Annotated in this window: 24 protein-coding genes; 15 read left to right on the top strand and 9 right to left on the bottom strand. The window is 65.3% G+C overall.

Going from position 1 to position 26037, the window contains the following annotated elements; genetic code table 11:
- Window positions 1-239: 239 nt before the first annotated feature.
- Window positions 240-731, top strand: coding sequence for a winged helix-turn-helix transcriptional regulator (locus H7A85_RS19065; RefSeq protein WP_182422109.1), 492 nt, complete (start codon window positions 240-242; stop codon window positions 729-731).
- 6 nt (window positions 732-737) lie between these two features.
- Here the strand turns inward: H7A85_RS19065 and H7A85_RS19060 are convergent, their stop codons facing one another.
- Genes H7A85_RS19060 through H7A85_RS19050 form a run of 3 tightly spaced genes read right to left on the bottom strand, consistent with a single transcriptional unit; the run spans window position 738 to window position 2982 of the window.
- Entirely contained in the window at window positions 738-1592 is an 855-nt protein-coding gene (locus H7A85_RS19060; protein ID WP_182422108.1) for a GNAT family N-acetyltransferase, read from the bottom strand.
- Complete coding sequence (locus H7A85_RS19055; protein ID WP_182422107.1) at window positions 1589-2242, bottom strand: isochorismatase family protein; 654 nt, start codon at window positions 2240-2242, stop codon at window positions 1589-1591. The genes H7A85_RS19060 and H7A85_RS19055 overlap by 4 nt, the downstream gene beginning before the upstream one ends.
- Before the next feature lie 11 nt (window positions 2243-2253).
- Window positions 2254-2982: a cupin domain-containing protein gene (locus tag H7A85_RS19050; protein WP_210270271.1), complete on the bottom strand. Its 729-nt coding sequence runs from the start codon at window positions 2980-2982 to the stop codon at window positions 2254-2256.
- Between the two features lie 354 nt (window positions 2983-3336).
- Between H7A85_RS19050 and H7A85_RS19045 the strand changes: the two genes are divergently transcribed.
- Window positions 3337-4266, top strand: coding sequence for a glyoxylate/hydroxypyruvate reductase A (locus H7A85_RS19045; protein WP_182422106.1), 930 nt, complete (start codon window positions 3337-3339; stop codon window positions 4264-4266).
- 232 nt (window positions 4267-4498) lie between these two features.
- Window positions 4499-4855: a hypothetical protein gene (locus H7A85_RS20905; RefSeq protein WP_244631287.1), complete on the top strand. Its 357-nt coding sequence runs from the start codon at window positions 4499-4501 to the stop codon at window positions 4853-4855.
- A 15-nt stretch (window positions 4856-4870) separates the two neighbouring features.
- On the opposite strand, the gene H7A85_RS19035 is transcribed toward H7A85_RS20905, so the two are convergent.
- The 3 genes from H7A85_RS19035 to H7A85_RS19025 form a co-directional block, all read right to left on the bottom strand.
- Window positions 4871-5512: a hypothetical protein gene (locus H7A85_RS19035; RefSeq protein WP_182422105.1), complete on the bottom strand. Its 642-nt coding sequence runs from the start codon at window positions 5510-5512 to the stop codon at window positions 4871-4873.
- A gap of 100 nt (window positions 5513-5612) precedes the next feature.
- Window positions 5613-7541, bottom strand: a complete 1929-nt coding sequence (locus H7A85_RS19030) for a bifunctional diguanylate cyclase/phosphodiesterase (RefSeq protein WP_182422104.1) — start codon at window positions 7539-7541, stop codon at window positions 5613-5615.
- Window positions 7538-8032 (bottom strand): molybdopterin-dependent oxidoreductase, encoded by a 495-nt coding sequence (locus H7A85_RS19025; RefSeq protein ID WP_182422103.1) that lies wholly within the window; start codon window positions 8030-8032, stop codon window positions 7538-7540. The genes H7A85_RS19030 and H7A85_RS19025 overlap by 4 nt, the downstream gene beginning before the upstream one ends.
- Before the next feature lie 242 nt (window positions 8033-8274).
- Here H7A85_RS19025 and H7A85_RS19020 point away from each other — a divergent pair, with 242 nt between their 5' ends.
- A complete protein-coding gene (locus H7A85_RS19020) occupies window positions 8275-10230 on the top strand; it encodes a methyl-accepting chemotaxis protein (RefSeq protein ID WP_244631286.1) in 1956 nt (651 codons plus the stop codon).
- A gap of 724 nt (window positions 10231-10954) precedes the next feature.
- Here H7A85_RS19020 and H7A85_RS19015 read toward each other — a convergent pair.
- Entirely contained in the window at window positions 10955-11698 is a 744-nt protein-coding gene (locus tag H7A85_RS19015; RefSeq protein ID WP_182422102.1) for a FadR/GntR family transcriptional regulator, read from the bottom strand.
- 371 nt (window positions 11699-12069) lie between these two features.
- Between H7A85_RS19015 and H7A85_RS19010 the strand changes: the two genes are divergently transcribed.
- The 8 genes from H7A85_RS19010 to H7A85_RS18975 all read left to right on the top strand — a co-directional run bounded on the left by H7A85_RS19010 (window position 12070) and on the right by H7A85_RS18975 (window position 20760).
- Window positions 12070-12537 (top strand): RidA family protein, encoded by a 468-nt coding sequence (locus H7A85_RS19010; protein WP_182422101.1) that lies wholly within the window; start codon window positions 12070-12072, stop codon window positions 12535-12537.
- A 37-nt stretch (window positions 12538-12574) separates the two neighbouring features.
- Window positions 12575-13315 (top strand): amino acid ABC transporter ATP-binding protein, encoded by a 741-nt coding sequence (locus H7A85_RS19005; protein ID WP_182422100.1) that lies wholly within the window; start codon window positions 12575-12577, stop codon window positions 13313-13315.
- A 34-nt stretch (window positions 13316-13349) separates the two neighbouring features.
- A complete protein-coding gene (locus H7A85_RS19000) occupies window positions 13350-14018 on the top strand; it encodes an amino acid ABC transporter permease (protein WP_182422099.1) in 669 nt (222 codons plus the stop codon).
- Window positions 14019-14028: 10 nt separating this feature from the next.
- Window positions 14029-14679, top strand: a complete 651-nt coding sequence (locus H7A85_RS18995; protein ID WP_182422098.1) for an amino acid ABC transporter permease — start codon at window positions 14029-14031, stop codon at window positions 14677-14679.
- A gap of 55 nt (window positions 14680-14734) precedes the next feature.
- On the top strand, window positions 14735-15556 hold the full coding sequence (locus H7A85_RS18990) for a transporter substrate-binding domain-containing protein (RefSeq protein WP_244631285.1): 822 nt from the start codon (window positions 14735-14737) through the stop codon (window positions 15554-15556).
- 180 nt (window positions 15557-15736) lie between these two features.
- On the top strand, window positions 15737-17827 hold the full coding sequence (locus tag H7A85_RS18985; protein ID WP_182422131.1) for a hydantoinase/oxoprolinase family protein: 2091 nt from the start codon (window positions 15737-15739) through the stop codon (window positions 17825-17827).
- Between the two features lie 14 nt (window positions 17828-17841).
- Window positions 17842-19479 (top strand): hydantoinase B/oxoprolinase family protein, encoded by a 1638-nt coding sequence (locus tag H7A85_RS18980; protein WP_182422096.1) that lies wholly within the window; start codon window positions 17842-17844, stop codon window positions 19477-19479.
- 78 nt (window positions 19480-19557) lie between these two features.
- Window positions 19558-20760 (top strand): pyridoxal phosphate-dependent aminotransferase, encoded by a 1203-nt coding sequence (locus H7A85_RS18975; RefSeq protein WP_182422095.1) that lies wholly within the window; start codon window positions 19558-19560, stop codon window positions 20758-20760.
- An 82-nt stretch (window positions 20761-20842) separates the two neighbouring features.
- Here the strand turns inward: H7A85_RS18975 and kdgD are convergent, their stop codons facing one another.
- Entirely contained in the window at window positions 20843-21748 is a 906-nt protein-coding gene (gene kdgD, locus H7A85_RS18970) for a 5-dehydro-4-deoxyglucarate dehydratase (protein ID WP_182422094.1), read from the bottom strand.
- 73 nt (window positions 21749-21821) lie between these two features.
- A complete protein-coding gene (locus tag H7A85_RS18965; RefSeq protein WP_182422093.1) occupies window positions 21822-22538 on the bottom strand; it encodes a FadR/GntR family transcriptional regulator in 717 nt (238 codons plus the stop codon).
- Between the two features lie 69 nt (window positions 22539-22607).
- Between H7A85_RS18965 and H7A85_RS18960 the strand changes: the two genes are divergently transcribed.
- From H7A85_RS18960 to H7A85_RS18950, 3 genes are all read left to right on the top strand, one after another.
- Complete coding sequence (locus H7A85_RS18960) at window positions 22608-23798, top strand: carbon-nitrogen hydrolase family protein (protein WP_244631284.1); 1191 nt, start codon at window positions 22608-22610, stop codon at window positions 23796-23798.
- The gene (locus H7A85_RS18955) at window positions 23795-24607 is read left to right on the top strand and encodes an aldolase/citrate lyase family protein (RefSeq protein ID WP_182422092.1); all 813 of its coding nucleotides are present in this window, start codon (window positions 23795-23797) and stop codon (window positions 24605-24607) included. The genes H7A85_RS18960 and H7A85_RS18955 overlap by 4 nt, the downstream gene beginning before the upstream one ends.
- Window positions 24608-25690: 1083 nt before the next feature.
- On the top strand, window positions 25691-26037 hold a 347-nt coding region (locus H7A85_RS18950; RefSeq protein ID WP_182422091.1), incomplete at its 3' end, for a DNA cytosine methyltransferase.

Here is a 26037-nt window from a genome sequence, read left to right as displayed (position 1 = left end):
CTCGATCGATTCCAAACTAGGGTCCTTGAGATTCTGCCAAGGGGTGCGCGCGGATTTCGCCCCCCCGGCAAAGACAAGCCACGGCGGTTCGGCGAGAAACAAACGCCGATCCTTCGAAGGTTCACCTTGTCGCCGACGGCGATCGAACAGCCCTTGTTCGACGCACAGGTCTTTGCCAAACGGCGGGGCATGCTATGGGTGTGGGGAACCGTTGTTCCGCCCCGTCTCGAAGGATCGCGATGTCGCCGATCGGCCTGAAGCTCGATGCGATCGACATGCGCATCCTTTCGGAGTTGCAGCGCAACGGACGGATGACCAACGTGCTTCTGGCCGATGCCGTCGGCCTTTCGCCCAGCCCCTGCCTCCAGCGCGTCAAGCGCATGGAGCAGGCCGGATACATTCTGGGCTACGGAGCGCAGGTCGCCCTGCCGCGCCTCGGCGAAACCGTCACGGTCTTTACCGAAATCACCCTGACCGGCCACACGCGCGAGTATTTCCAGCGTTTCGAGCAGGCACTGCGCAAGGTCGACGAGGCGATGGAATGCCACCTCGTGAGCGGCGGCTACGATTATCTCGTGAAGTTCGTCACGCGCGGCCTGCCGCACTACCAGGAAACGATCGAAGGGCTTCTGGAGCGCAATATCGGCATCGCCAAGTATTTCAGCTACATCGTCCTGCGAACGCCGATCCTGAAGACCGAGCTTCCGCTGGAAACGCTGTTCGGCGAGTGAGCGGTCCTATCCCAGCGCTTGGTTGGCTAGGGTGAAAACCTGCGCTGGACCGGTCGCGGGCGCCGGACCGCGCGTCATCTGGACCACGCGATCGGCGTTGCCGAGACCAGACGCTTCCATGAAATCCACGAAGGCACCCTCGGCCTCGGGCGTATCGGCGCGAAGGAACGTGCCGGCATGGGCGCGCATGTGCGGACTGGCAAGGGCCACCGCTTCCGTCGCATCGCGCGCCACCAGCGGCCCGATCACGTGCCCGCGGCCGAAGGGCCGGCAGACGGAATAGCCCCGAATGCGCCCCCCGTCCTCCAGAACCTCGACCGAGCCGACACGTGCCAGCGCCGCTAGCATCCGCGACCGGTCGCCGCCGGAGGCCTCCCTGTCCAGCGCGGCGATACCCGGCCGGTCGGCCTCGCCCGCGGGGCGGACGCGCGCGTCCCGCACCGTTGCCCCGGCCGATGCCAGCCCTTGGTACTGGGCGATCGCGGTCGTGGCGCGAAAGCCTTCCGACTCGTAGAGGCGCTGCCCTGCGGCCGTGGCGACGAGGCGGATCGTGCGCGCACCGGCGCGCGCGAAGAGTTCGCGCATCATCCGCCGACCCGTCCCCTGTCCCTGGAGGCGCGGCGAGACGATCACCATGCCGATCGTCGCCAGATCCGGCCCGAACGGCCACCACATCGCCGATCCCATGACACGCCCGCCCTCGTCGGCGGCGACGATCCCCTCGCCGATCTCGTGGACCAGCCGCCAGTCGTCGGGCCGGTGCGGCCAGTTGACCTCGACCGAAAGGGCGTGGGCGGCGCCGAGGTCTTCTGCCGTCATGGAGCGAAGCTGCGTCAGGTCGATCGTCGATCGTTGCGTCATGCGCGCGGTCCCGTGGCCTTTACGAGATCACGCGCTCCCGCCATTCGATCCGAGCCCTCTTGTGGCGAAGACGGGTCTCGAAGGGCCACCGGGTTCGCGGCAAAGCGCCGCGTCCGGTTGGTCATGCCTTGATGGCGCAGGAGCGTGAGCGTCGCTTCGATCAGCCCGGCATCGGCATCGGTTCGGAAGGCGAGTTCCTCCAGGACGAAGGCGTGGAAACCGCTGTCGATCGCGTCGTAGGCGGAGGCCAGCACGCAGTCGTTGATGTCGAAGCCGACGAAATGCAGCTCGTCGATGCGGTGGGCGCGTAGAAAGGTCCTGGCATCTTCGGTCTTGAGGACCGAACGGATGGTCTTTTCGATCGAAAGCTTGGGGCGTCCGCTCGCTTCGATCGCCGCGAGGATATCGGCGTCGCTCGGCCCGGCCGCATCCGCATTCAGAATCCAGCCGCCCTGCCGGGCGAACATGGAATCGGGCGGCGCGTGGTAGATCGCGACGAGATAGGCGTCGTAGGGTGCGGCGCGGACATAGGCCCGGATCCGTTCCAGCACCTCCCATGCCGCTGGCGCCTTCAGCGTCGCGGGCTGCGCGTCCACCACGACGAGGGCGCGGCGGGTTCCGGCAAGCGGCTGGTCGATCCGGCCGTTCACGGGAGCGATCCTCACGCCGGACGGTGGATGGCATAGACCTTGGCGACGTCCTCCCGGCTTTCCCACGAACACGCCGCGCCCGCTTCCACGAAGAACACGTCGCCGGCCCGGAAGGTCGCCTCGTGCCCCCCTTCGTCCACGAAGGTGACCGAACCCTTCAGGAGATGCATCAGCTCGCAGTGCCGATAAAGCATCGTCTTGCGGACATAGGGCGTCGCCTCCCATGTGCCGCAGACGAAGGTGCCGTCTTCGGACAGGTAATCTTGATGGCTTCGGCATTTCGGCGTCTCGCCGACGAGCAGCGTGGCGCTTGGCGAGGCGGACGGGGCGCGCTCGGCTTGGGGATCGACCGCGTGAAGCGCCCCGTTACCACCGCCGGCCGGATAGGACAGGACGATCAGGACGGCATCGCGCGGGGCGCTCCAAGTGAACCGCGTGCCCTTCACGAGGACGAAGCTCTCGTTCGGCCGGATATGGCGCGTCGCCTCGCCCTTCGGCGTCAGCAACACTTCGCTCGACAGGACGATGACGAACTCGTCGGCGGGAAGTGCAGCCGCTTCGCCGGAGCCGGCTGGAAGGTCCACGGCGAAGACGTGCGTCGGCGCATCCGCGAGCACCAGAGGCCGGCGCGCCGCGATGAAGGCGTCGCCGTTTGCCGGCTGGGCCGCGCGCGGCGCCTCCGCTGCGAAACGGCGGAGGTCGTGGAAGGTGCGGACCAGGTCGGAGGCTTGCATGCTCATCACCCGATAAACTCCGGCCTGCCACGACCGGCGAGGCGCGCATGAGCGGCGGGGAGCATTCCGGCGTGGACGAGCGTGGCGTCGCGGCGGAAGGCGACGGAACGCGGCGAAGGGCAAGTCATCGGCGATCTCCGTTGAAACGAAGCGGGCGGCGGCGATGCCAGCCCGCTCCCAGCCTAGGCCCTGTCGGCAGGCCGTCGCTGGCGAGCGGGAGCGTTGCGGGAGCGCGGATGTTTCGTTCTGGCGTATCGCGGCGGCAGGACCTGCCGCCTCCGGCCGAATCCCCGCTTCCGCGCGGCGGGTGGGCACGGGTAGCCTGGATCCGCCCTCCATCGGCTCCGGAGACACCGCCCCATGACCCTCGTCGCCTATAAATCGGACCCGGTTCGCGGCGCGATCTGGCACGAGGTGTTTCGCCGGGAAGCGCCGGACCTCGTCCTGACGGACTGGTCGACCAGCGGCGAGGTGGCACAAGCCCCCTATCTCGTCGCCTGGACGCCGCCGGCGGACCTTGGCGTCGCCATGCCGAACCTGCGGGCCTTCTTCTGCATGGGCGCGGGCACCGATCACCTGCCATGGGCCGAGTTTCCACCGGGCCTTCCGGTGGTGCGGATGGTGGACGAGGCGCTCACGCAGTCCATGGCGGAATATGTCGCGATGGCGGTTCTGATGCTGCACCGGGACATGGCTTCCTATCGGGCGGACCAGGCGGCAGGCCGCTGGTCCGCCCGCCCGGTGCGCGCGGCCGCCGATCGCCGCGTCGGGGTCATGGGCCTCGGCGTCATGGGGCAGGCCGCACTCCAGATCCTGAAGCCCTTCGGCTTTCCGCTCGCCGGCTGGAGCGCCTCGCGCAAGAGGATCGACGGCGTGGAAACCTTTGCGGGGATGGCGGAACTGGACGCGTTCCTCGACCGAGCCGACATTCTCGTCTGCCTGCTGCCGCTGACGTCCGAAACGCGCGGTTTGCTCGACGCCGACCTCTTCCGCAAGCTGCCCGAGGGCGCGATGCTGGTGAATGCGGGGCGCGGCGGACATGTCGTGGAGGGCGACCTTCTCCGCGCCCTGGACGAGGGCAGGCTCGCCAGCGCCGTGCTCGACGTCCTCCTCTCGGAGCCGCCAAGCGCGGACGATCCGCTTCTCGCCCATCCCGCCGTCGTCGTAACGCCGCATGTGGCGAGCGCCACCCATCCGGCCGGGGCGGCGCGGCAGGTCATTGCGGGGATCCGCGCTCAACAGGCCGGCAGAACGATTCCCCACACGGTGGATCGCACCCAAGGGTACTGACGCGACATCCCTCGCTCCATCCCGCGAGCCGACTACCGCGAGGGAAATGATCTCCTTTGCGCGAAAGAAGCGTCCGCTTCGCCTCACCGCCGGCGGGTACGCACGAGGCATCGACCGCATAGCGAACGCTCCGGGACGGTCCCGCCCGACGCTCTCGCCCCGCCCAACAGGTTGCGGCGCGCTGCCTCATTGAATTCGGCCGGCAGCGCGGCAACCTGATGGAAGATCGGGCATGGGTGGATTGCGAGACTTGGCACGAAAGCACACGGGACGACGGGGCGCCTGGCGCGAGGCGGACGAGGCCGAGGCGCCAGCGCCGGAGCCGAGCGAATGCTGGCTCTGCCGCCGACCGCTCGGCACCCGGGTCGAGTGGCATCATCCCCTGCCCAAGAGCCGGGGCGGTCGCGAGACCGTGCCGGTGCACCCGATCTGCCACCGCGCCATCCACGCCTCGTTCACCAACACCGATCTGGAGCGGCACGCGGAGGCCGGCCTTTCCCTGGCCAGTCATCCCGATCTCGGCCCGTTCTTGCGCTGGATCGCGGGCAAGCCGCCGGATTTCCACGCGCCGACACGTCGGGCGCGCTGAACCCTCCCTCAGGGCTCAGCGCAGAAACCCCTCGGCATCGAACTCGTCCCATTCCCGAAGGTTCGGGCGCTCGTTTGAACGCCTGCCGCCCTTTGGAGCCGCGCGCGGCTCCTTCGCCTCGCTCTTGGCGGCTCTCGTGAGCGCCGCCTTGGCCGCCGCCCTTCGCCGCGCTTCCGCGATCGCCAGCGCATCCTCCTCGCGCCAGAGCGTGGGAAGGTCTCGGTCGAGCACGTCCTCGACATGCCGGGGGTCGAAGACGTGGAAGGTCACCGCCTTGGAGCGTCCGCGCAGCTTCACGGTTCGCGTGCCGGCGCTCATCAAACGCCCGTCCTTGACCCATTTCTGGCGCTCGCGCGGGGAAATCGTCAGGATGTCCTCCGCCTCGCCCGGCAGCACGGCAAGGGTCGCGATACCCGAAAGCACCCGCTCGACGACGGCCGACGCGTTCGCCAGGCGCTCCGCCCCATCCGCTTCGAAGGCAAGGCGGATGACGCCCGCTTCGACGACCATGTGCTTGCGGTCGGGAAAGGCGAGCTTGGCGCGGATCTCGCGCTCGATGCCCAGCGCGCGAACCGACGAGCCGAGCCCCGCCGCGGTCGGAAACGCCCATTCGCGAATCAGGGAAGCGGTGTCGGTTTCGATGGGGCTGCGGGTCATGGAGCGGGAAACGCCGTTCCCCACCGGTTCTTTCCCGAAATCCTGTCGAAAACCGGCGCTCGGCAGAGGCGTGGCCACGCCGAGCTTCGGCGCCGGTGGATCACATCGCGAGCGCGGCGGAGATGGGCCTGGAAGCCTCCGGCGCATGGGAGCCGCTGATTTCGCTGAGAAGGCGCTGCATGCCGTCGGGCGGGGACAAGGGTCGGTCGAACAGGTAGCCCTGCCCGAACTCGCACCCGGCCCGCTCCAACAGGCGTCTCTGCGCCTCGGTTTCGACGCCCTCGGCCACGATGGCAAGGCCGAGACGCCGGGCGAGCGAGCAGATCGTCTCGATGATGGCGTTTCCGTCTTCCCCGTCGACGGCATCGCGAAGAAAGGACTGGTCGATCTTGATCTTGTCGAACGGGAACCGGCGCAGGTAGCTTAGGGAAGCGTAGCCCGTGCCGAAATCGTCGAGCGAAACCCGGCATTCCGCCGCGCGCAGCTGGTGCAGGACGTCGAGCGCTGCGGCGTCGTTCTCGATCAGCGTACTTTCCGTGATCTCGATCTCCAGCCGCTTCGCCAGGATACCCGCATCGCGCAAGCCCGCCTGGACGTCCGCCATGAGGTCGGCCTGCGTCAGTTGCCGGGCCGACACGTTGACGGCGACGAATACGTCGCAAGGCCAGAGCGCGGCCTGCGCACAGGCCTGCGCGATGACCCAGCGGCCGATGGACAGGATCTGCCCACTGTCCTCGGCGATGGGAATGAACTCGGATGGCGGTATCAGCCCCAATTCGCGGTGCCGCCACCGCAGAAGCGCCTCGAACCCCTTCGTTCGCCCGGAGACGAGATCCACGATCGGCTGAAAGGCCAGGAACAGTTCCTCGCGCTCCACCGCCTCGGCGAGATCGTCCTGCAGGCGCTGCCGGCGAAGGAACAGGCGCTTGTCGTCGGGATGGAACAGGCGGAACCGATCGCGACCTGCCGTCTTGGCGACATAAAGCGCGATATCGGCATCCTTGAACAAAGTGGCCTGTTCCGCCGGGTTTCCTTCCTCGGTGTGACGAACGCCCATGGTCACGCTGGAGCGGACCTGCCTGCCGTCGATCACGAACGGCCTGCGCGTCGCAAGAAGGATACGCTCGCAGCAGGCGAGGCTTCGCCGCTGCGCTTCCGGCCCCCGGTACAGGACGGCGAACTCGTCTCCCCCGATCCGAGCCACGAGCTCGGCATCCACGCAGGCCCGGCGCAGGCGAGCGGCAAGCTCGATCAGAAACCGATCCCCCGCCTCGTGGCCCCAACTGTCGTTCAAGGCCTTGAAGTGATCGACATCGACGATCACCACCGCGCGATGGTCCGGCGATGGCTTCGCCAACAGGCTGTTGAACGCGACGCGATTGGCGAGCTTCGTCATGGTGTCGGTGCGCACGACGCGGTCGAGCTGGTTGTTCTGGCGGAAGAAGAAGACGATCAGAACCGCGCCGAAGAGAACCAAAGCCATCGTCACCGCGCAGATCAGCGCGAACACGAACTCGAGCTCCTTCTGATTGCGGGACACCTCGTCACCGGTTCTGGCATGGGACAGCGAGGAGAGCGCCAGCATCGGAGGGACGTAGGCGGCCAGGGCCTTTCCCGTCGCCGCGCTCCGGCTTTCCGGGTCGCCGGACCGGAGGGCCCGCCCGATCGCATCGATCTCGCCCTGGATCCGGTCGACCATCTCGCGTCGGTCGAGCCCGTCGAGAAGCGGGTTCGATCGAATGACGGTCAGCCGGTTCTGCACGATGCCGTAGCGCAGCTCGACCTCCTGGGGCTTCGAAACCGCGCCCCCTTGTTCCAGGAGGAGCTGCAGACGAAGGATCTCGACGGTGGCCTGCTCGAAATCGAACGTTCCGTTGTATTTCGAAGCTTCGATGATGCGGTGCTGATAGCGCACGGCCAGAAACGAGCAGACGATGGCTACGAGCGCCAGGGCGGCGGTGACCCCCGTCAGGATCGATCGCACCCGCCGATAACGGGATGGCAGCTCGGCGGCGACGCGCAGTGTCACGGCTGGATCTGCACTTCGGCCAGCTGCCAAACGGACCGGCTGTAGAAGCTCTGATGCTGCAAGGCGGGGCGAGCGTCGAACGGAAAGACGAGGAAGATCGGCCCCTTGTCGCTGATCGGCATGGGCTCTCCGTCCTGGCGCGTCGCCAGAAGCGCATCGGCCGCTTCGAGTTCGGCAAGGTCCGCTTCCACGACGTAGTCGTTGAGGGCGACGAGCCGGAGAGTCTGGCCCTGCGCGCCCGCCGCGCGTAGGCAATCGCGCAGGGAAACGCCGGAAAACTCCACCACGCCCGGATGCCACGGCGTCGACGTGCGGAACGAGGTCCTGGGAAGTGCGTCCAGCGCCGCCAGGGTCAGGCCGACGGGCATGCCGCCCGGCATACCGGACCCGGTCAAACGCAGAATGTCGTCGTTTGCCGTTGCTCGCCTGGCGGAAAGCGCCACGCCGCCCAGGCAGGCCACGGAGAAAAGCACAGCACGGCGAGACAGCATGGGGATATCACCAGCGATTCGATCGCGCACGAGCCTATCGCCGATCTCTTACGTTTCCTTCTACGGCCCGCCCCTTCCCCAAGGGAACGTTTTGCGTGAATACATCCCTGAATTTCAAAACCGCCGAATACTTTGATCTCAAGTTGTAATTATCGCAGGAGTAGCATATTATAACCATTGGTTGTCGGAGCGCTGAGTAAATTCTTCAGTATTGCAAGTCATATTTTCCCTGAAGCCGCCGGATGGGCGCGGCACTCGTCGGGACGCGCTTGCGCAAGACCATGCTTCAACACTTGAAAATCTCGACCAAGATCATCGGAACGGTCGCCAGCGTCAGTCTCCTGAGCCTGGCGCTGTCCGGCTTTGCAGCCACGCAGATCGCGGGGGTGGACGCTTCCTATTCCCATATGATCGATGTGGAATCGGGAGCTGTCGTCCAACTGGTTCGCGCGGGACGCAATGTCAGCGACGTCGGGTACACCACCTACAAGGTGTTCACCTACGACGGGAACAGCCCGGAGGCACGGTCCGCGGCCGGCGCGAGAGCCGAGACGATCGAGAAGACGAAGTCGCTCCTGCACGCCGGCCCCCTCGCCTTCCCTGCTCAGGATGCGAAGTTCCGCTCCCTGGACAACATCCTGACCCAGGTCGACAGCGCCAGCGCTCGGGCCGTTGCCCGCGGACTGGTCAACGACGAGGCTGGAGCAAGGCCCTATCTGTCGCAGATGGACGCGGCCACCCTCGAGTTCGCCAACCAGTATCAGGTGCTTCGCGACGAACTCATCGCCTACACCGCCGACAAGTCGGCTCGCCTCACCGCCGACACCTGGGCCACGATCGCCACGCTCCTCAGCGGCACCGTGATCGCGATGCTGCTGGGCATCGGCGGCGCTCTCCTGGTGTCCTCGAAAGGCATTACCGGGCCGCTCGGCAGGCTCGGTCGCCGGATGAGCGATCTGGCGGCGGGCAATCTTGAGATCGAAATCGACGGCCAGAACCGCCGCGACGAAGTCGGCTCCATGGCCAAGGCCGTCCAGGTGTTCAAGGACGCGGCGATCCAGAACCGGCTTCTGGAGCGGGAAGCGGCGGGCGCGCAGGCAGCCCGAACCGCCGATCGCGAACGCCAGTCGGCGATCGACCAAGCGAAGGCGGAGGATCTGAAAGCTTTCGTGCATCAGGTCGAGCGAGGGTTCGAAGCCTTGTCGGCAGGCGACCTCACCGTGCGCATGCACGGTTCCGTAGCGCCCGAGTTCGAGCCGATCCGCGCGCAGTTCAACGCCTCGGTCGCGCAGCTCGAACAAGCCATCGGATCGGTCGGGGCTGCGGTCGGGACCATGCGCACGGGCCTTGGCGAGATCACCATCGCCGCGACCGATCTGTCGCAGCGCACCGAGCAGCAGGCGGCAAGCCTCGAACAAACCGTGGCGGCGCTCGCCGAGGTGAGCCGCGGCATCAACGATACCGCCGACGAAGCGGAAAAGGCCCGTGCCGTCGCATCGACGGCTCAGGTGAACGCCGAAAAGGGCGGAAAGGTCGTCGCCGAGGCCGTGCGCGCCATGGCCGAGATCGAGCAGTCGTCGGCCAAGATCAGCCGCATCATCGGCGTGATCGACGAGATCGCCTTCCAGACCAATCTTCTGGCCTTGAACGCGGGCGTCGAGGCGGCGCGCGCCGGCGAGGCGGGACGCGGCTTCGCAGTGGTGGCGCAGGAGGTGCGAGGCCTTGCCCAGCGCTCGGCGGAGGCCGCCAAGGAGATCAAGGATCTCATCTCGACCTCCTCCGTGCAGGTCGGACAGGGCGTCGAACGGGTCACGGCGACGGGGCAGTCGCTCGACGACATCGTCAACCGGGTGGGCGAGGTCAGCGCCGTCATCTCGCGCATCGCCCGCTCGGCCGCCGAGCAGGCCGTCAGCCTCAAGGAAGTCTCGACCGCGGCCGACAACATGGACCGCGTCACCCAGCAGAACGCCGCCATGGTGGAAGAAACCACTGCCGCCGCCCAGAGCCTCTCGGGCGAAACCGAGGAACTGGCCGGCATGATGGATCGCTTCCGCACCGGTCGGGACACGGTAGTTCAGCTGAAGCATCCAAGGCCCACGCCCGCGCGAGCTGCAGCCAAGGCCCCACGCCTTCGTGCGGTCGGCGGCGGCGCCCCTGCCGGTGAGTCGCGCGGCGGCGACGATTGGGTGGATTTCTGAGGCTGCCCCTGAAAACGACACGATGACATCGAAGGTGTGCGGACTGCGCACCTTCGATGTTTGCACAAGGGCCTGTCGAAAGGCGGGAGGGCCCCATCGAGCCGGGAAATCACCTCGACACGCTCCGCGTGATCGAAGCGGCCGCGTCACCGGATCGGCTATTGCCTGAGTATCACATCTCGCCGCTCCGTCGGCGGAGAGCCCGGCCGGCCAATCCGAGACGGTGCCGCGTGATTTGAAGCGTCCCCAACCTTTGAGTTTCGACCAAACGCACGATGCGCTGCGTTCGAGACGCGGCCGGTTCGCAAGCTCTGCTCATGTCGATAAGCCAACAGGGCCGAGGCAGGCTGCGCATGGCGTTGGTGCAGCGATATCGATTGCAGCCGCCACCCGGTCCGAGGCCACGCGACGATCCCTTCCCGATTCCGGAAGGCAAAGAAGAGCGACAAAGAACCGCTACGAGTGCTTAGATCCCACCTCCCGAGGTTCAGTGCGACGCAGAGGGTTCGTTTACGTGGCGAGCGGAACGCTCGAAGGAACCGGAGCCCATGCGGTGAGTCATGGCAAGCACCTGTGAATGTGCTTCGATCTTTACGATCCACCACCCGAAAAGCCGCCCCCCCCCTGCCTGCCTGACAGACGATCCGGCAACTCTTCCAAGATGAGTTTGTCCTGGAATTCGGCGGTCCGATGCCCAACCGCTGCATGCAACGATCCGGTGCCTTCATTCATGCTGGGCGATGTGGGAAAGGGGCGATCCTCCCGTATTCGAAAAGCCGCGATAGCGATGATGGCTGCGTGTGAGGTGGCGCTTCATCGCCTCGCGAGCGCCATCCGGATCGGCTGCCGCGATCGCTTCGCAGATCGCACGATGTTCAGCAACGGTCTGCCGGATGTAGGGCTCGTTGATCAGGGTCGGGTTCAGATCGCGAGAAAATGCGGGCTGGGGCAGCATGCGAGGGCCCATGATCTCGAAGAACTCGCGGAACGCCTGGTTGTTCGTTGCCTCGGCGATCGACCTGTGGAAATCGAAGTCGAGCGAATCGAGCGCCTCCTCCCGATCGAGTGCCTCCTCGAAGGCACGTTCCGCATCCCAGATCCGCGACTCCTGCCCCCATGAGCGCCGCGTCGCCGCAAGTCCGGCCGCATGCACCTCGAACGCCATGCGCAACTCGAGCAGATCCATCAAGGCGATCGGCGATTGCGCAAGTCCCTCGAAGGACGTCAGCGACGCCTGAGACGGGGGCACCTCTGCGTCTGCCGACAGCACGAAGACGCCGACGCCGTGCCTGGACTGGAGCAGGCCGTCCGATTGGAGCGCGGCCACGGCCTCACGGATCACCGTGCGGCTGACACCGAACTCGGCGGCCAGAACTGCCAGGGTCGGCAACTTGTCCCCGATCACGAACGTACCGTCCAGGATCTTCGCGCGAAGGGCAGCACTCGTTCGGTTGGTGAGGTTCGTCAAGGCGCGTCTTTCGTAGGGGTCCCTCACCGATAGCGCGTTACGGCACCCTCCACAAGATAATACCACTCCTATGTAATATTATCTCTTGCGCCAAATCGAATCCTACGCGTGCGCCGAAGGCCTTCATTTCAAAGTCCACACCGCGAAAGGCTCTTTCTATAGCGTGCTGGGATCGACATGGTCTTCCCGGTAAAATGATGATTTTACGTGCATTCAGCTGAGATTACGAGCATTTCGCTTGATACCCACCCGACAGACTAACTCGTCAAAAATCATCATATTGATTTTTGGAGTGGTTGACATGAGATCGTATGTCGTTCAGCATTCTCAGCGACACACAGTTGTGAATTCGACGCATTCGGGCCTCAGGCATGAGCACAATCGCAACCCGCCTCGAAGAACTGAACATCCGCTTGCCCCGGTTGGCGCCGGCAAGCGGCACCTATGTTCCCCACAGACGGGTTGGATCGCTGCTGTTCGTGTCCGGGCAGGTGCCGCGGGTGGACGGCGTCGATGCCTTCATCGGTGTCGTCGGAGATACGATGACATTGGAGGAAGGCTACGACGCAGCCCGCGCCGCCGGCATCAATCTGATCGCCCGTGTCGCGCTCGCCCTGGATGGCGACCTCGATCGGGTCGCCTCGTGCGTCCAGTTGCGGGGTTTCGTCAACGCGGTCCCCGGCTTTCAGAAGCATCCGGCGGTGATCGACGGTGCCTCCGATCTCCTCGTCGCGGTCTTCGGCGAAAAGGGCCAGCACTGCCGCACGGCGCTCGGCGCCGGTTCGCTGCCGCGCGGCTTCGCCGTGGAGATCGACGCGATCTTCGAGGTCGAAGGCTGAGACGCCGTCGCCGTCATCCTGATCCAGGAGGAATCCAATGACCGAGAATGCGATTCAGATGGTGGCCGTCGACAAGTGGTTCGGCCCCCTTCACGTTCTCAAGAACGTCAATCTCGACGTCGCTCCCGGCGAGCACATCGTGCTTTGCGGCCCCTCCGGATCGGGCAAGTCAACGCTGATCCGCTGCATCAACCACCTGGAGGAGATCGAGAAGGGCACGATCACGGTCAACGGCACGGTGCTCGCCCAGAAGGGCCGGAACGCGAATGCGGTGCGCCGCGACGTCGGAATGGTGTTCCAGCAGTTCAACCTGTTCCCTCATCTGACGGTTCTCGAGAACTGCATGCTGGCGCCTCGTCGCGCACGCGGGGTGTCGGTCGCCGACGCCAAGGCGACGGCGATGCGCTTTCTGGAGCGTGTCCACATCGCCGATCAGGCCGGCAAGTATCCCGCGCAACTCTCGGGCGGGCAGCAACAGCGGGTGGCGATCGCACGCGCGCTCTGCATGGGCCCGAAGATCATGCTGTTCGACGAGCCGACCTCCGCCCTCGATCCGGAGATGGTCAAGGAGGTGCTCGACACGATGGTCTCGCTGGCCGACGACGGCATCACGATGATCTGCGTCACGCACGAAATGGGTTTTGCCCGCGCCGTCGCTCACCGGGTCATCTTCATGGACCGCGGCGAGATCATCGAAAGCGCGCCGCCGGCCGAATTCTTCGGAAGCCCGAAACACGAGCGTACCCGAGCCTTCCTCGGGCAGATCCTGAACCATTGAGCGCGGCGCGGTCAGCGGAACCGGGAGTGGGCAAATGAACTACACGTTCGATTTCGGACCGGTTCTGGCGGCTTGGCCGACCCTTGCGGCAGGGGCCGGGCAGACGCTGAAACTGTCGGCGATCGCGATGATCCTCGGCATGGCTTTGGGCATCGTCTTCATGCTGATGCGATTGAGCAGGAGCCGCGCCTTGAGCGCCGTCGCGCTCGGCTATATCGAACTGATCCGCAACACGCCGTTCCTCGTGCAGATCTTCTTCATCTATTTCGGCCTGCCGGCGATCGGCCTTCGGATCGGGCCCGAATCCGCAGCGATCGTCGCGATGACCCTGAATTGCGCCGCCTATGCCGCGGAGATCATTCGCGGGGGCGTCCAGTCCATCCGTCCCGGCCAGATCGAAGCCGGAAAGGCCCTCGGGCTTTCGCCGCTCAGCATCTACCGCTTCGTAGTGTTCCGTCCGGCGATCCGCGCCGTATACCCGGCGCTTTGCAGCCAGTTCATACTCCTGACGCTCAACTCGAGCCTTGTCGCGTCCATTTCTGCGATGGATCTGACCTATGCCGGGCAGATGATCGACAACCAGACGTTCCGCTCCTTCGAGGTGTATTGCGTCCTTGGCGCTCTCTACCTCGCGATCTCGCAGATCTTCTCCCTGGCTCTCCAGGGCGTGGGCAAGCTCTACTTCTCGTATCCGGTCAAGTGAGGGTCGTTCGATGATCCGTGCCTTCGGCTTCTCCGAGTTCCTCTTCATTCTGGACGGCGCACGCTGGACGGTGATCCTTTCGCTCCTGGCCTTCGTGTTCGGCGGCTGCGGCGGCCTCCTGGTGGCCTTGGCGCGCACGAGCCGCCTGCGCCCCTTGCGCATCGCGGCGGCGATCTACATCCAGATCTTCCAGGGCACCCCGCTCCTGATCCAGCTGTTCTTCGTTTACTTCGGCCTTCCGCTCTTGGGCTTGCGCCTCGACGTCTGGGTCGCGCTGACGATCGGCCTCTCGCTCCATGCCAGCGCGTTTCTCGGCGAAATCTGGCGCGGCAGCATCCAGGCGGTGCCCAACGGCCAAAGCGAGGCGGCACGCGCGCTCAGCCTGGGATACGTGTCGCTGATGAAGGACGTGATCCTCCCGCAGGCCTTCCGCATCGGTCTTCCGGCAACGATCGGCTTTCTCGTGAACCTGATCAAGGGCACGGCGCTGGCCGCTCTCGTCGGGCTGACGGAACTCACGCGCTCGGGTCAGCTGATGTCCAACATCACCTTCCAGCCCCTGCAGGTCTACGCCGCGGTCGGCGCCGTCTACTTCGCCATCTGCCTGCCGCTCACCTGGTACGCGGCCCGCATCGAGAAGCGGCTCCACACGGGCCGGTAAGTTCAACATCTGGTATCAGCAAGAGGTGAATCGCATGCCCTTTCGTCCAATGCGCATGAACACCACATCCCTTGCGGCTCTTGTCGCCGCCGCCGGTCTCCTTCTTGGAGCTGCGGGAACGGCCGGTGCCGTCACGCCCGAAGAGCTCAAGGCCAAGGGGACGGCCCGCATCGGGGTCCAGATGGACCAGTTCCCCTGGGGTTTCATCGACGAGGCCGGCCAGAACGAAGGCTTCGACATCGAGATCGCCAAGATGATCGCCAAGGAACTCGGCGTGAAGCCGGAGTTCGTGCGCATCACGGGCCAGAACCGCATTCCCTCGCTGGTCAACGGCGAGGTGGACTTCCTCGTGCCCTCGATGACCGTCACCGCCGAGCGAGCGAAGGTCATCCAGTTCGCCTATCCCTATTCGGCGAACGACATCACGCTCTGGGGCCGCAAGGATGCGACGATCTCAGGCAACGAGGATCTCGCCAACTACGTCGTCGGCGTCAATCGCGGCAGCGCTTTCGAGCCGATGCTGCGCTCGGTCGCGCCAGCTGAAACGCAGATCCGCGGCTACGACGACGACGCGACCACCGTTCAGGCTCTCCTGTCCAGCCAGGTCGATGCCATTCTCGGATCGGTGACCTACGGCATCGTGATCGCCAACACCGGACGCGCCGATCAGTACGAGGCCAAGTACAAGGTCTCCGACAATTTCCAGGCGATGGCGGTGCGCAAGGGCGATGGGGAGATGCTCGACTTCCTGAACGACTTCGTCACCCGTCACGGCGAGGACGGAACGCTGGACGCCCTCTACACGAAGTGGATCGGCGCCAAGCGCCCAGATCTGCCGCGCACGATGGACGGCGTCGACTTCACCGGCAAGCAGTAGCCGCACGGAGGGCGCGCGGAGCATCGCCCGGACGCGCCCTCCCCCGATACGACATTCCGAAACGAGACAACCGGCGCGCACTTCGCGCGCCGGATCGGACGAACTCGCGCCATCGCATCGCCCTTCCGCGGCGATCGGGACGCGCCGACCCAACCGAATGCTGAAGGCATGGGTGCTGAAATGACGATGGATGGCAAGCAGATCAGGGTGGGCGTCGATATCGGCGGGACCTTCACCGATGTCGCGATGGAGATCGGGAGCGAACTTCATTCGATCAAGGTGCTGACCGACTACACGGCGCCCGAGGAAGCGATCGTGAAGGGCCTGCGACAGGTGGCGGAAGCCGGCGGCGTCGCCCTGGCCGAGATCGATACGATCATTCACGGCACGACGCTAGCGACCAACGCGCTGATCGAGCGCCGCGGTGCACGCACCGCCTTCATCACCACCAAGGGCTTTCGCGACGTCGTCGAGATGCGGACCGAAAGCCGGTTCGAGCAATACGATCTCGACATCGTGCTGCCGGCACCCTTGATCAGCCGCGACGAACGCTTCGTCCTCGACGAGCGCATCGGCGCGGACGGAACGGTTCTGCGCGCACTCGACGACGCCGAACTCGACGCCTTGTGCGAGCGCATCGTCGCGAGCGGCTACGAGAGCGTCGCGATTGGCCTCATCCACTCCTACCTGAACGGCGAAAACGAGCGGCGCGTGCGCGATCGCCTCCTGGCGAAGAAGCCGGATCTCTTCGTATCGATCTCCTCCGAGGTCTCGCCGCAGATGCGCGAGTTCCAGCGCTTCAACACGGTCTGCGCCAACGCCTACGTGAAGCCGCTGATCGCCTCCTACCTGAACCGCCTCGCGGGACGCCTGCGGAGCGAGGGCGCCGCGTGCCCGGTGTTCATGATCCACTCGGGCGGCGGGTTGATCAGCGTCGAGAGCGCCATCGAGTTTCCCGTGCGCCTTCTCGAATCGGGCCCGGCGGGCGGCGCGATCTTCGCCGCGCATGTCGCGACGCAATACGGCCTCGACCAGGTCATTTCCTACGACATGGGCGGCACCACCGCGAAGATCTGCCTGATCGAGGGGCAAACGCCGAAGACCTCCAAGACCTTCGAGGTCGCCCGCACCACGCGCTTCAAGAAGGGCTCGGGCATGCCGATCTCGATCCCGGTGATCGAGATGGTGGAGATCGGCGCCGGCGGCGGCTCGATCGCCTCGGTGGATTCCATGCGCCAGATCCGGGTCGGCCCGCATTCGGCCGGCTCCGAGCCGGGTCCTGCCTGCTACGGGCGCGGCGGCGAGGGCGCGACGGTGACGGATGCCGATCTCGTTCTCGGCCGTCTCGACCCCGAAGCGTTTGCCGGCGGCACGATGAAGCTCGACGGCGCCGCCTCGCAAACTGCGCTCGACCGCGCACTGGCCTCGCCGCTGAGCATCGACACGCGCACCGCCGCCTACGGCCTCAGCGAAGTGGTCGACGAGAACATGAGCAACGCCGCGCGCATGCACGCGGTGGAAAGCGGCAAGGAACTCGCCGAGTTCACGATGATCGCCTTCGGCGGCGCGGCGCCCATCCATGCCTCGCGACTTTGCGAGAAGCTCGGCATCGACAAGCTGATCGTGCCGCCGGGGGCGGGCGTCGGGTCGGCGATCGGCTTCCTGCGCGCGCCCTTCGGGTTCGAGTCCGTACGCTCCGCCTACCAGCGCCTCGGCGCCTTCGATGCCGAGGCGATCAACACCGTAATCGACGCGGTGCGCGAGGAAGCGGTCTCGTTCGTGCGCTCCGGCGCACCCGATGCCGAGCCGGAACTCGAGTGCACCGCCTACATGCGCTATGCCGGCCAGGGCTGGGAGCTGCCGATCGCGGTCGAGGTCCGCCCTTATGCGCAAGGCGATGCCGACCACTTCCGCGACATGTTCGAGCGTGAGTACGCGCGCTTCTTCGGCCGCGGCATCGACGGTCTCGACGTCGAGATCGTGTCATGGTCGCTGCGGGCGAGCTCCAAGATGACCTCGCCTGAGACGGTCGAGCAGGCCAGCAAGGATCGCCGCGTCGCGGCATCCGAGACGCGCGCGATCTTCGACGTCCAGGACGGTGCGATGCGCGATGCGGCCGTGGTGGAACGGCGGACGCTGAGACCGGGCGACTGGATCGAGGGTCCGGCTGTGATCACCGAGCGTGAAACCTCGACGATCGTCACCAGCAGTCGAGAAGTGATCATGCAGCCCGACGGCTGCCTGCTCGTCCAGTCGAAGCGCGCGGCCTAAAGGGATCAAGGACGATGACCAACGCCATCCTTTCCGAAGTCCACAACCAGATCATGTGGAATCGCCTCATCTCGGTGGTCGAGGAGCAGGCCCTCACCCTGATCCGGACCGCCTTCTCCACCTCCGTACGCGAATCGGGCGACCTGTCGGCCGGCGTCTTCAACCGCGGCGGCCAGATGATCGCTCAGGCCGTCACCGGCACGCCGGGCCACGTCAACGCGATGGCCGAGGCCGTCGGCCACTTCATCCGAGACATCGGCCCGGAGAACATCTTCGAGGGCGACTGCTACATCACCAACGACCCTTGGAAAGGCACCGGCCACCTCCACGACTTCACCGTGGTCTCGCCGAGCTTCCGCAACGGCAAGCTCGTCGGCTACTTCGCCTGCACCGCACATGTGGTGGACGTCGGCGGGCGCGGGTTCGGGCCGGATGCCAACGAGGTCTACGAGGAGGGCATCTTCGTGCCCATCATGAAGTTCGCCGAGCGTGGACGTGTGAACAAGGACCTCGTCAACATCCTGCACAACAACGTGCGCGAGAGCCATCAGGTGGTCGGCGACGTCTATGCGCTCGCCGCCTGCAACGAGATCGGCCATCGCCGTCTGATGGACATGATGGAGGAGTTCGGCCTCGCCGATCTCGAAACGCTCGCCGAGTTCATCTTCGAGCGCAGCCTCGAGGCGACGCTCGAGCGCATTCGCGCCCTGCCCAAGGGCTCCTTCGCCAACACGATGCGCGTCGACGGCTACGGCTCGCCGATCGACATCGCGGTGCGGATCGACGTCGGCGAGGAGGAGATCACGGCCGACTTCGAGGGCACCTCGCCGCCGAGCCCCAAGGGCATCAACTGCCCGCTGATCTACTCCACCGCCTATGCCTGCTACGGCCTGAAATGCTCGCTGGCGCCGGACATTCCCAACAATTACGCCTCGCTCCTCCCCTTCAAGGTGACGGCGCCGGCGAACTGCATCCTGAACGCACAGCATCCGGCGCCCGTGTCCGTGCGCCACGTTCTCGGCCATCTCGTGCCCGACGCGGTGCTCGGCGCCGTGCACAAGATGCTGCCCGGCCGCGTCCCGGCGGAAGGCGCCGGTGCGCTGTGGAACCTCCATGTCAGCGCCCGTCCGCTCTCGGGCGACGCCGCGCCTGCGGACGGCGGACGGCGCGCCGAGGTGCTTCTTTTCAACTCCGGCGGGGCGGGCGCTCGCTCGACGCTCGACGGCCTCAACGCCACGGCTTTCCCGAGCGGCGTTCATTCCATGTCGATCGAGGCGACCGAGCATGTCGGCCCGGTGATCTTCTGGCGCAAGGAACTGCGTGACGGATCGGGCGGGGCCGGCGAGTTCCGCGGCGGGCTCGGCCAGGTCGTCGAGATTTCGCCGACCGAGGGCCATGAGATCTACTTCAACGCCATGTTCGACCGTGTCGAGCACCCGCCGCGCGGCCGGGAGGGCGGCGAGGACGGCGCGCGCGGAGCGGTGCTCCTCGACGACGGCACGGTTCTGGAAGCCAAAGGCCGGCAGCACGTACCGGCCGGGCGCCGCCTGATCCTTCAACTGCCGGGCGGCGGCGGCTACGGGGCGCCCGACAAGCGCGACCCACAGGCGGCGGAGCGCGATCGCGCCTACGACTACGTCAAGGCCAGTTGAGCATCGGAGCGGATCGGAAAGGTCCGCCCCTTCATCGTTTCCATCCCCTTCGCATGCATCAGGACGGATCTTCCAAGCATGACCTTCGAGAATTCGCGCGCTGCCGCCGTCAAATCCTCGCCGTCGATGGCTGTTTCCATGGCGGCCAAGCGCCTGATCCAGGAAGGGCGCGACATCGTCGACCTGTCGCTCGGCGAACCGGATTTCGAGCCGCCGGCGCACGTGTCGGATGCGGCCTGCGCCGCGATCCGCGCCGGGGGCCTGCGCTACGGTGTCCCGGCCGGCAACGAGCCGCTGCGCCGGGCGATCGCCGCGAAGTTCAGCCGCGACAACGGCCTGTCTTTCGGTCTCGACGAGATCGTGGTCGGCAACGGCGCCAAGCAGCTTCTCTTCGACGCCTTCCTGGCGACGCTGGAAAAGGGCGACGAGGTGGTCATCCCGACGCCGTGCTGGGTTTCCTACGGCGACATCGTGACGCTGAACGGCGGCACGCCGGTCTATGTCGAGTGTCCGGCCGCGAGCGGCTTCAAGCTGACGGCAGCGCAGCTCGAGGCGGCGATCACGCCGCGCACGCGCTGGCTGATGCTGAACTCGCCCTCCAACCCGACCGGCGCGGTGATGACGCGGACCGAATACGAGGCGCTCGGCGCGGTGCTTGCGAAGCACCCGAACATCCTCGTTCTGTCCGATGAAATCTACGAGCATATCCTCCTGGCCGATCAGCCCTTCGTTTCGTTCGGCGAAGCCTGCCCCGCGCTTCGCGAACGCACGCTGATCGTCAACGGCGTGTCGAAGGCCTATGCGATGACCGGCTGGCGCGTCGGCTACGCGGCGGGGCCGAAGGGTCTCATCGCGGCGATGGCCAAGATGCAGTCGCAGAGCGTCACCTCCGTCTCGGCCCCGGCGCAGGCCGCGGCGCTCGCAGCCCTCGACGGCGACCAGTCGCCCGTCGGCGAGGGCGTCGCGCTCTTCCGTCGCCGTGCCGCGCTCGTGGCGAACCGCCTCGGCACGATACCGGGCATCGACTTCGCGCCGCCGCCGGGCGCCTTCTATGCGTTCATCGGGATTTCCGGCCTTTTGGGTCGCCGGAGCCCGGCCGGCGCGCAGATCGTGGACGATACCGCCTTCGCGCGGGTGCTTCTCGAAGAGTTCGGCGTTTCCAGCATCCCCGGCATCGCGTTCGGCGCTCCGGGCCATATCCGCTTCTCGATCGCCGCGTCGGACGCGCAATTGGAAAAGGCCTGCGATCGGCTGGAAGCGATGGTGCGCGCGCTCGCCTGAGGCATGTCGGTTCATCTCGGAAGCCAAGACGAAAGAAAGGGGCCGAAAGGCCCCTTTTCCCGTTTGCCGAAGGGATGTGCGGTCAGCGCTTGTAGGGCGCGATCAGCGTCTCCATCATCCCTTCCTCTTCCGCCGTCAGGTCGCAGAGCGGCGCACGGACCGGACCGGCGTCGAAGCCCTGCAACCGGACGCCGGCCTTGATCGCGGCCACCGCATAGCCCTTGCGACGATTGCGGATCGCCATGAAAGGATAGAAGAACTCGTTGAGGATCGTCTCGCACTTCCGGCGCTCGCCGGCACGAAGCGCGTCGTAGAACTCGATCGCCAGACCCGGCACGAAATTGAAGACGGCCGAGGAATAGGTCGTGAAGCCGGCACCGAGATAGGCTTCGGCGAAGAGCTCGGCCGTCGGCATGCCGCCGAGATAGGTCAGCCGGTCGCCCATCCGCGCGGTGATCTGGCGCACGAGGCCGATGTCGCCCGAGCCGTCCTTGAAGCCGACGAGGTTCGGGCAGGCCTCGCACAGACGCGCCAGCGTGTCGGCCTGGAGGATCGAGTTGTCGCGGTTGTAGACCATGACGCCGATGCCGATCGACTGGCAGACGCGGCGGACGTGGTCGTAGAGGCCTTCCTGCGGCGCGTCGATCAGGTAGTGCGGCAGAAGGAGGATACCGTCGGCCCCGGCCTTCTCGGCCGCGCGCGCGATCTCCACCGCCATTTCGGTGCCGTAGCCGCAGCCCGACACGATCGGCGTCGAGCCGGCCGCTTCCTTGGCCGCCGAGACGATCTCGGGGATCTCCGCCGGGCTGAGGGAGAAGAACTCCCCGGTACCGCCGGCCGCGAAGAGCGCCGTCGCGGGGAAACCGGACAGCCACTCGACATGGCGCCGATAAGGCTCGGCGTTGAACCGACGCTCGCTGTCGAACGCGGTGACCGGGAAAGAAAGAAGTCCTGCCCCCAGGGCGGTTTTGAGCTGATCGGGCGTCATGGAAAATCCGTCGGTTGCGAGATAGCCATCCGTAGCAACCTGTAGGATATCCGTCAACAACTTGTATTATGAATTAGCGACGACTTTGCAGGAGCTGCCGATAGCGAAGCTGGCTGCCCTTCAGGTGAAGGCGCATGCCTTCCCGCGCACCATCGGCATCGCCATCGAGAATTGCAGCTACGATGACGGCATGTTCCCGATGAATCAGCGCCAGATCGACGCCGCCATTGTTCGTATCGCGCGCGGCCAGGGCCGAGCGAGGAATGATTCCGCGCCCCATCATCGTCAGGAACTCGCGGAAGCGCGAATTGTTGGTCGCATCGGCGATGGCCAAGTGAAGGTTGAAATCGGCGTCGACGGTCGAAGTCCCCTGCTGCTCGCACGATTCGATCTCGTGCTGGCGGCGCAGGATGGCCTCTTCCTGTCCCGGCGAGCGACGCACAGCGGCCAGACCCGCAGCTTCCACCTCGATCGGAAGCCGCAATTCGAGAAGCTCCAGAACGTTCGAAATCTTGTCGTAGTCGATCCCCTGGAACGGAAGGCTGGCGGGCTCGGGCTGGGGTAGCACGAAGACCCCTGCGCCTTGACGCGGCTCGACCAGTCCGTCAGCGCGAAGCGCCGCGACGGCCTCGCGGATCACCGTGCGGCTGACGCCCTGTTGCACCGTCATCTGTGCTTCGCTCGGGATGCGCTCGCCCGGCTTGTAGGCCCCTTCCGCAATCGCCTTGCGCAGGTTCGCGACCGTGCGGGCGACAAGTGTGCCGGACTGCGGGGTGTCGTTCCGTGGCATGGTTCTCGGCTCCGGGCCAGCATTCATGTGGTGCGATTTAAAGCGACACCCCGACGCCCGACAAGCCGCTTGTCGTCCGACATCAATTATCTCATAGCATGTATCGAGAACTCATATTACTACTTTGCCATGCTTGGTTCGGACATCCATACTCGAGCGTCAGCTCAAGGGAAGCATATGATGCGGACGACCGGTCACCTCCCGCCAACCGGAAGGAGGATGACAGGCTGTTTGGCGGCCGACGGATTGGCGCCGGGGTCGAGGTCCTCGGCGGCTTTTGTCCTGCGCGCCTCGATGAACGCTCGGCCTCCATCGAAACGCTCACGATCTCCCACGTCCCGTCTGCCGCCGGCTTCCCGGACTTGCCGGAAGCCGGCCTGCCGAACGGCACGACAGGCCTGCCGTTGCCATATCAGTCGCCAAGAGGACCCATTGATGAAGCTTGCGTTCGCTCAATTCGCGCCGATCCACGGTGATACCGCAGCAACGATCGATCTTGTCGCCGCAAAGGCTCGCGAAGCCTCCGCTGAAGGGGCCCGCTTCATCGCGTTTCCGGAATGCTTCCTGACCGGCGGCTCGTTCGAGAACCGCGAAGCTCTGCTTGCAGCCAGCGTGGATGTGGAGCGTGGCGATCTTGCGCCGATCATCGATGTTTCTCGCCAGACCGGCATCCTCGTGGTCGTCGGCTTCTACCAGACGCGCGGACCGCAGGCGCTGAACACCGCGGCGCTGATCGGCCCGGACGGCATCATCGGCCTGCACCACAAGATGCATCTGCCCTTCATGATCGGCGATCGTTTCGTCGATATTCCGGAAAGCTCGGGTCCGTCGGTCTTCGAAACGCCCATCGGCAAGGTGGGTCTTGCGATCTGCTACGAGATCCGTTTCCCCGAAGTGGCGCGTACGCTGGCGCTGCATGGCGCGGAACTGGTGGTCCTGCCCGCTGCCTGGCCGGAGGCCGCACGCATTCTCCCGGATATCTTCAGCCGGGTGCGGGCGTCGGAGAACTTCGTCTACTTCCTTTCCTCGAACCGCAACGATCTCGACGACGGAATGCAGTTCATGGGGTCGAGCCACCTGATCGGCCCGGACGGGGTCGAGCTCGTCAATGCCGGCATGGCGGACGGCATCTTCACGGTCGACGTCGATCTTGCGAAGGCGCGCGTCAAATCGATCATCCGCGATCCCGGCGTCTATGAGGTTCACCCGTTCCGCGATCGGCGACCGCAGGACTACGGCATCTGCGGAACCACGCCATGAGCGACTTCACCCTTCGCCAGAAGCTGACCGCCGGCCGGAAAACCTACGGTATCAACGTCTACTCCGGCAGCCCCGCGGTGGTCGAGATCGCGGCTCATTGGGGTCTTGACTTCGTGTTCATCGACACCGAGCACACCGCGCTCGGCATCGACTTCGCCCTGGAGCGGATGATCCTGGCCGCACGGCTGGCCGGCACGGCGCCGCTCGTACGCGTAGCCGACCACGGCGCGACGGCCCTTCGCAAGACGCTCGAACTCGGCGGCGCCGGCGTCATCGTTCCGCAGGTCCATTCCGCCGACCAGATGCGGGCGATCGTGGCTGCGACGAAGTTCCCTCCCTTGGGCCGCCGTGGCGGCGACAGTTCGGTGCGATCGGCCGCCTATGGCGGACCCGGCTTCGACTGGACCGACTACGCCGCGCGGGAAAACCACGAGACGCTGCTCGTGCCCATGGCCGAAAGCTTCGAGTTCTTCGAGGAGATGGATGCGATCCTCGACGTGCCCGGCATCGATGCGGTGCATTTCGGTCCGGCCGACTACGCGCTCTCGATCGGCGTTCCCGTCGACTATTCGATGAAACATCCCGTGGTTCGCAACGCGATGCGCCAACTCGTTTCGGCGAGCCATGCGCGCGGGATCGCGGTCATGTTGCCCTGCTTTCCGGCGGATGCCGACCAAGCCGACGATCTCCTGCGCGAGGGAGCCGACATGCTGCTTGTCGGCAACGATCTCAACTTCATCAACTCCGGCTGTCGAAACGGAAAAGCGCTGGCGGATATCGGACGTAGCTATCCAATCCGGGAGACCTGACGTCGTCGTTTAGAAGAGTTGGGCTCCTCCATACGAAGAGCTTGTATCGGACGCTCCCCATATCCAGCTGGCTTCTGGTCCTTTCTTTCAGGACTCGCAGAGCGCTTATCTCCTCACTTCGCAGGAGTACCGCGTCTTACTTCATTCCGTTCGATTGCATTTCTTTGTAGATCGGCCATAGATTCGGAAATTATCCGTTGCGACGCAAGTTGCGTCTACGTGTTCGAGCCCCTGATCCCGTAGCTCTTCCTTGCACGAAACTCGACGCTGAAGAACTTTCTGGGATCAGGATCCAAGGAGGTAAGAGCACCGCCTATTGCGGGATCCATGGTGTGATCGGATTTGCGCGACCTATTTCCTCGAGTTGTTGAACAAGAAGCTGGCATACCGGCGGGGTTCCTTCCCAAGCGACCTGTCAGATCGTGTAGCACACGCGGAAGGACTACGGCCCGGCTAAGACGCTTTTCAAACGCTAGAAGCATTGAAAGGAGAGCGACATCGTCACCCGGATGTCGGTTCCAAAACGCTTCGTGCAAAAATGCACTGGGCTCAGCCGTTCAAGGCTAACATCCTGAAATGCCTCCGTAGGGCATGACAAGCGCCACGACATCGGACGCGACGGCATGGAGAACATGTTCGTGTTGGCTGGAAGATCGACGACGGATGGTCAGCCGATACGACTGATGAACGGCCGCTTCCTCTCCGCCATCACCCGCGCAACCACCATACTGCTCCGACTGTCCGGAATGGAACCTCAGCCTGCTACGGCAGCGCACACGGGGCCACGTTCGCGATCGAAGCCTGTTGAATCTTCCACCAGCAATGCGGAAAACGACGAACGCAGCCCTTTCGCAATGCCATTGCGAGATCACGATCGGATCGGACTGCTTAGCCATCGGTTTGGCTGGTGATCCCAGTTGGATTCGAACCAACGACCCCCAGATTAGGAAGCAGATGCGGGCCGTTGTTTTTGCTGATGAATTTCGCAAAACGGTTCACCGCAGCGCCTAAGTCGATCAATGACTTGCGCCTCGTTTGCAAAGGGATCTCGGGCGGCTCTGCCCTCTATGCTGGAGGTGCAGCATGAGCGCGCCTCTGCGCGTCCTTGATCTGTTCAGCGGCATCGGCGGCTTTGCCCTCGGCCTAGAGCGCACGGGCGGCTTCCAGACAGCAGCCTTCTGCGAGGTTGCCGACTTCCCCCGCCGCGTTCTTGCCAAGCACTGGCCGGAGGTGCCCTGCTATGCCGACATCCGCGACCTCACGGCAACTCGACTTGTTCGCGACGGGATCAGCGTGGATGTCGTCTGCGGCGGCTTCCCCTGCCAGCCGTTCAGCACCGCATCTCGAGGTCGTCGCGTCGCCTTCGACTTCTGGCCCGAGATGTACCGTGTCGTCGGAGAACTGCGACCCGAATACGTCATCGCCGAGAA

It is taken from the genome of Aureimonas sp. ME7 (assembly GCF_903970965.1).
Lineage (GTDB): Bacteria > Pseudomonadota > Alphaproteobacteria > Rhizobiales > Rhizobiaceae > Aureimonas.
Note: the sequence above shows the minus strand (reverse complement) of the source record. Positions and strands in the feature narration are given on the sequence as shown.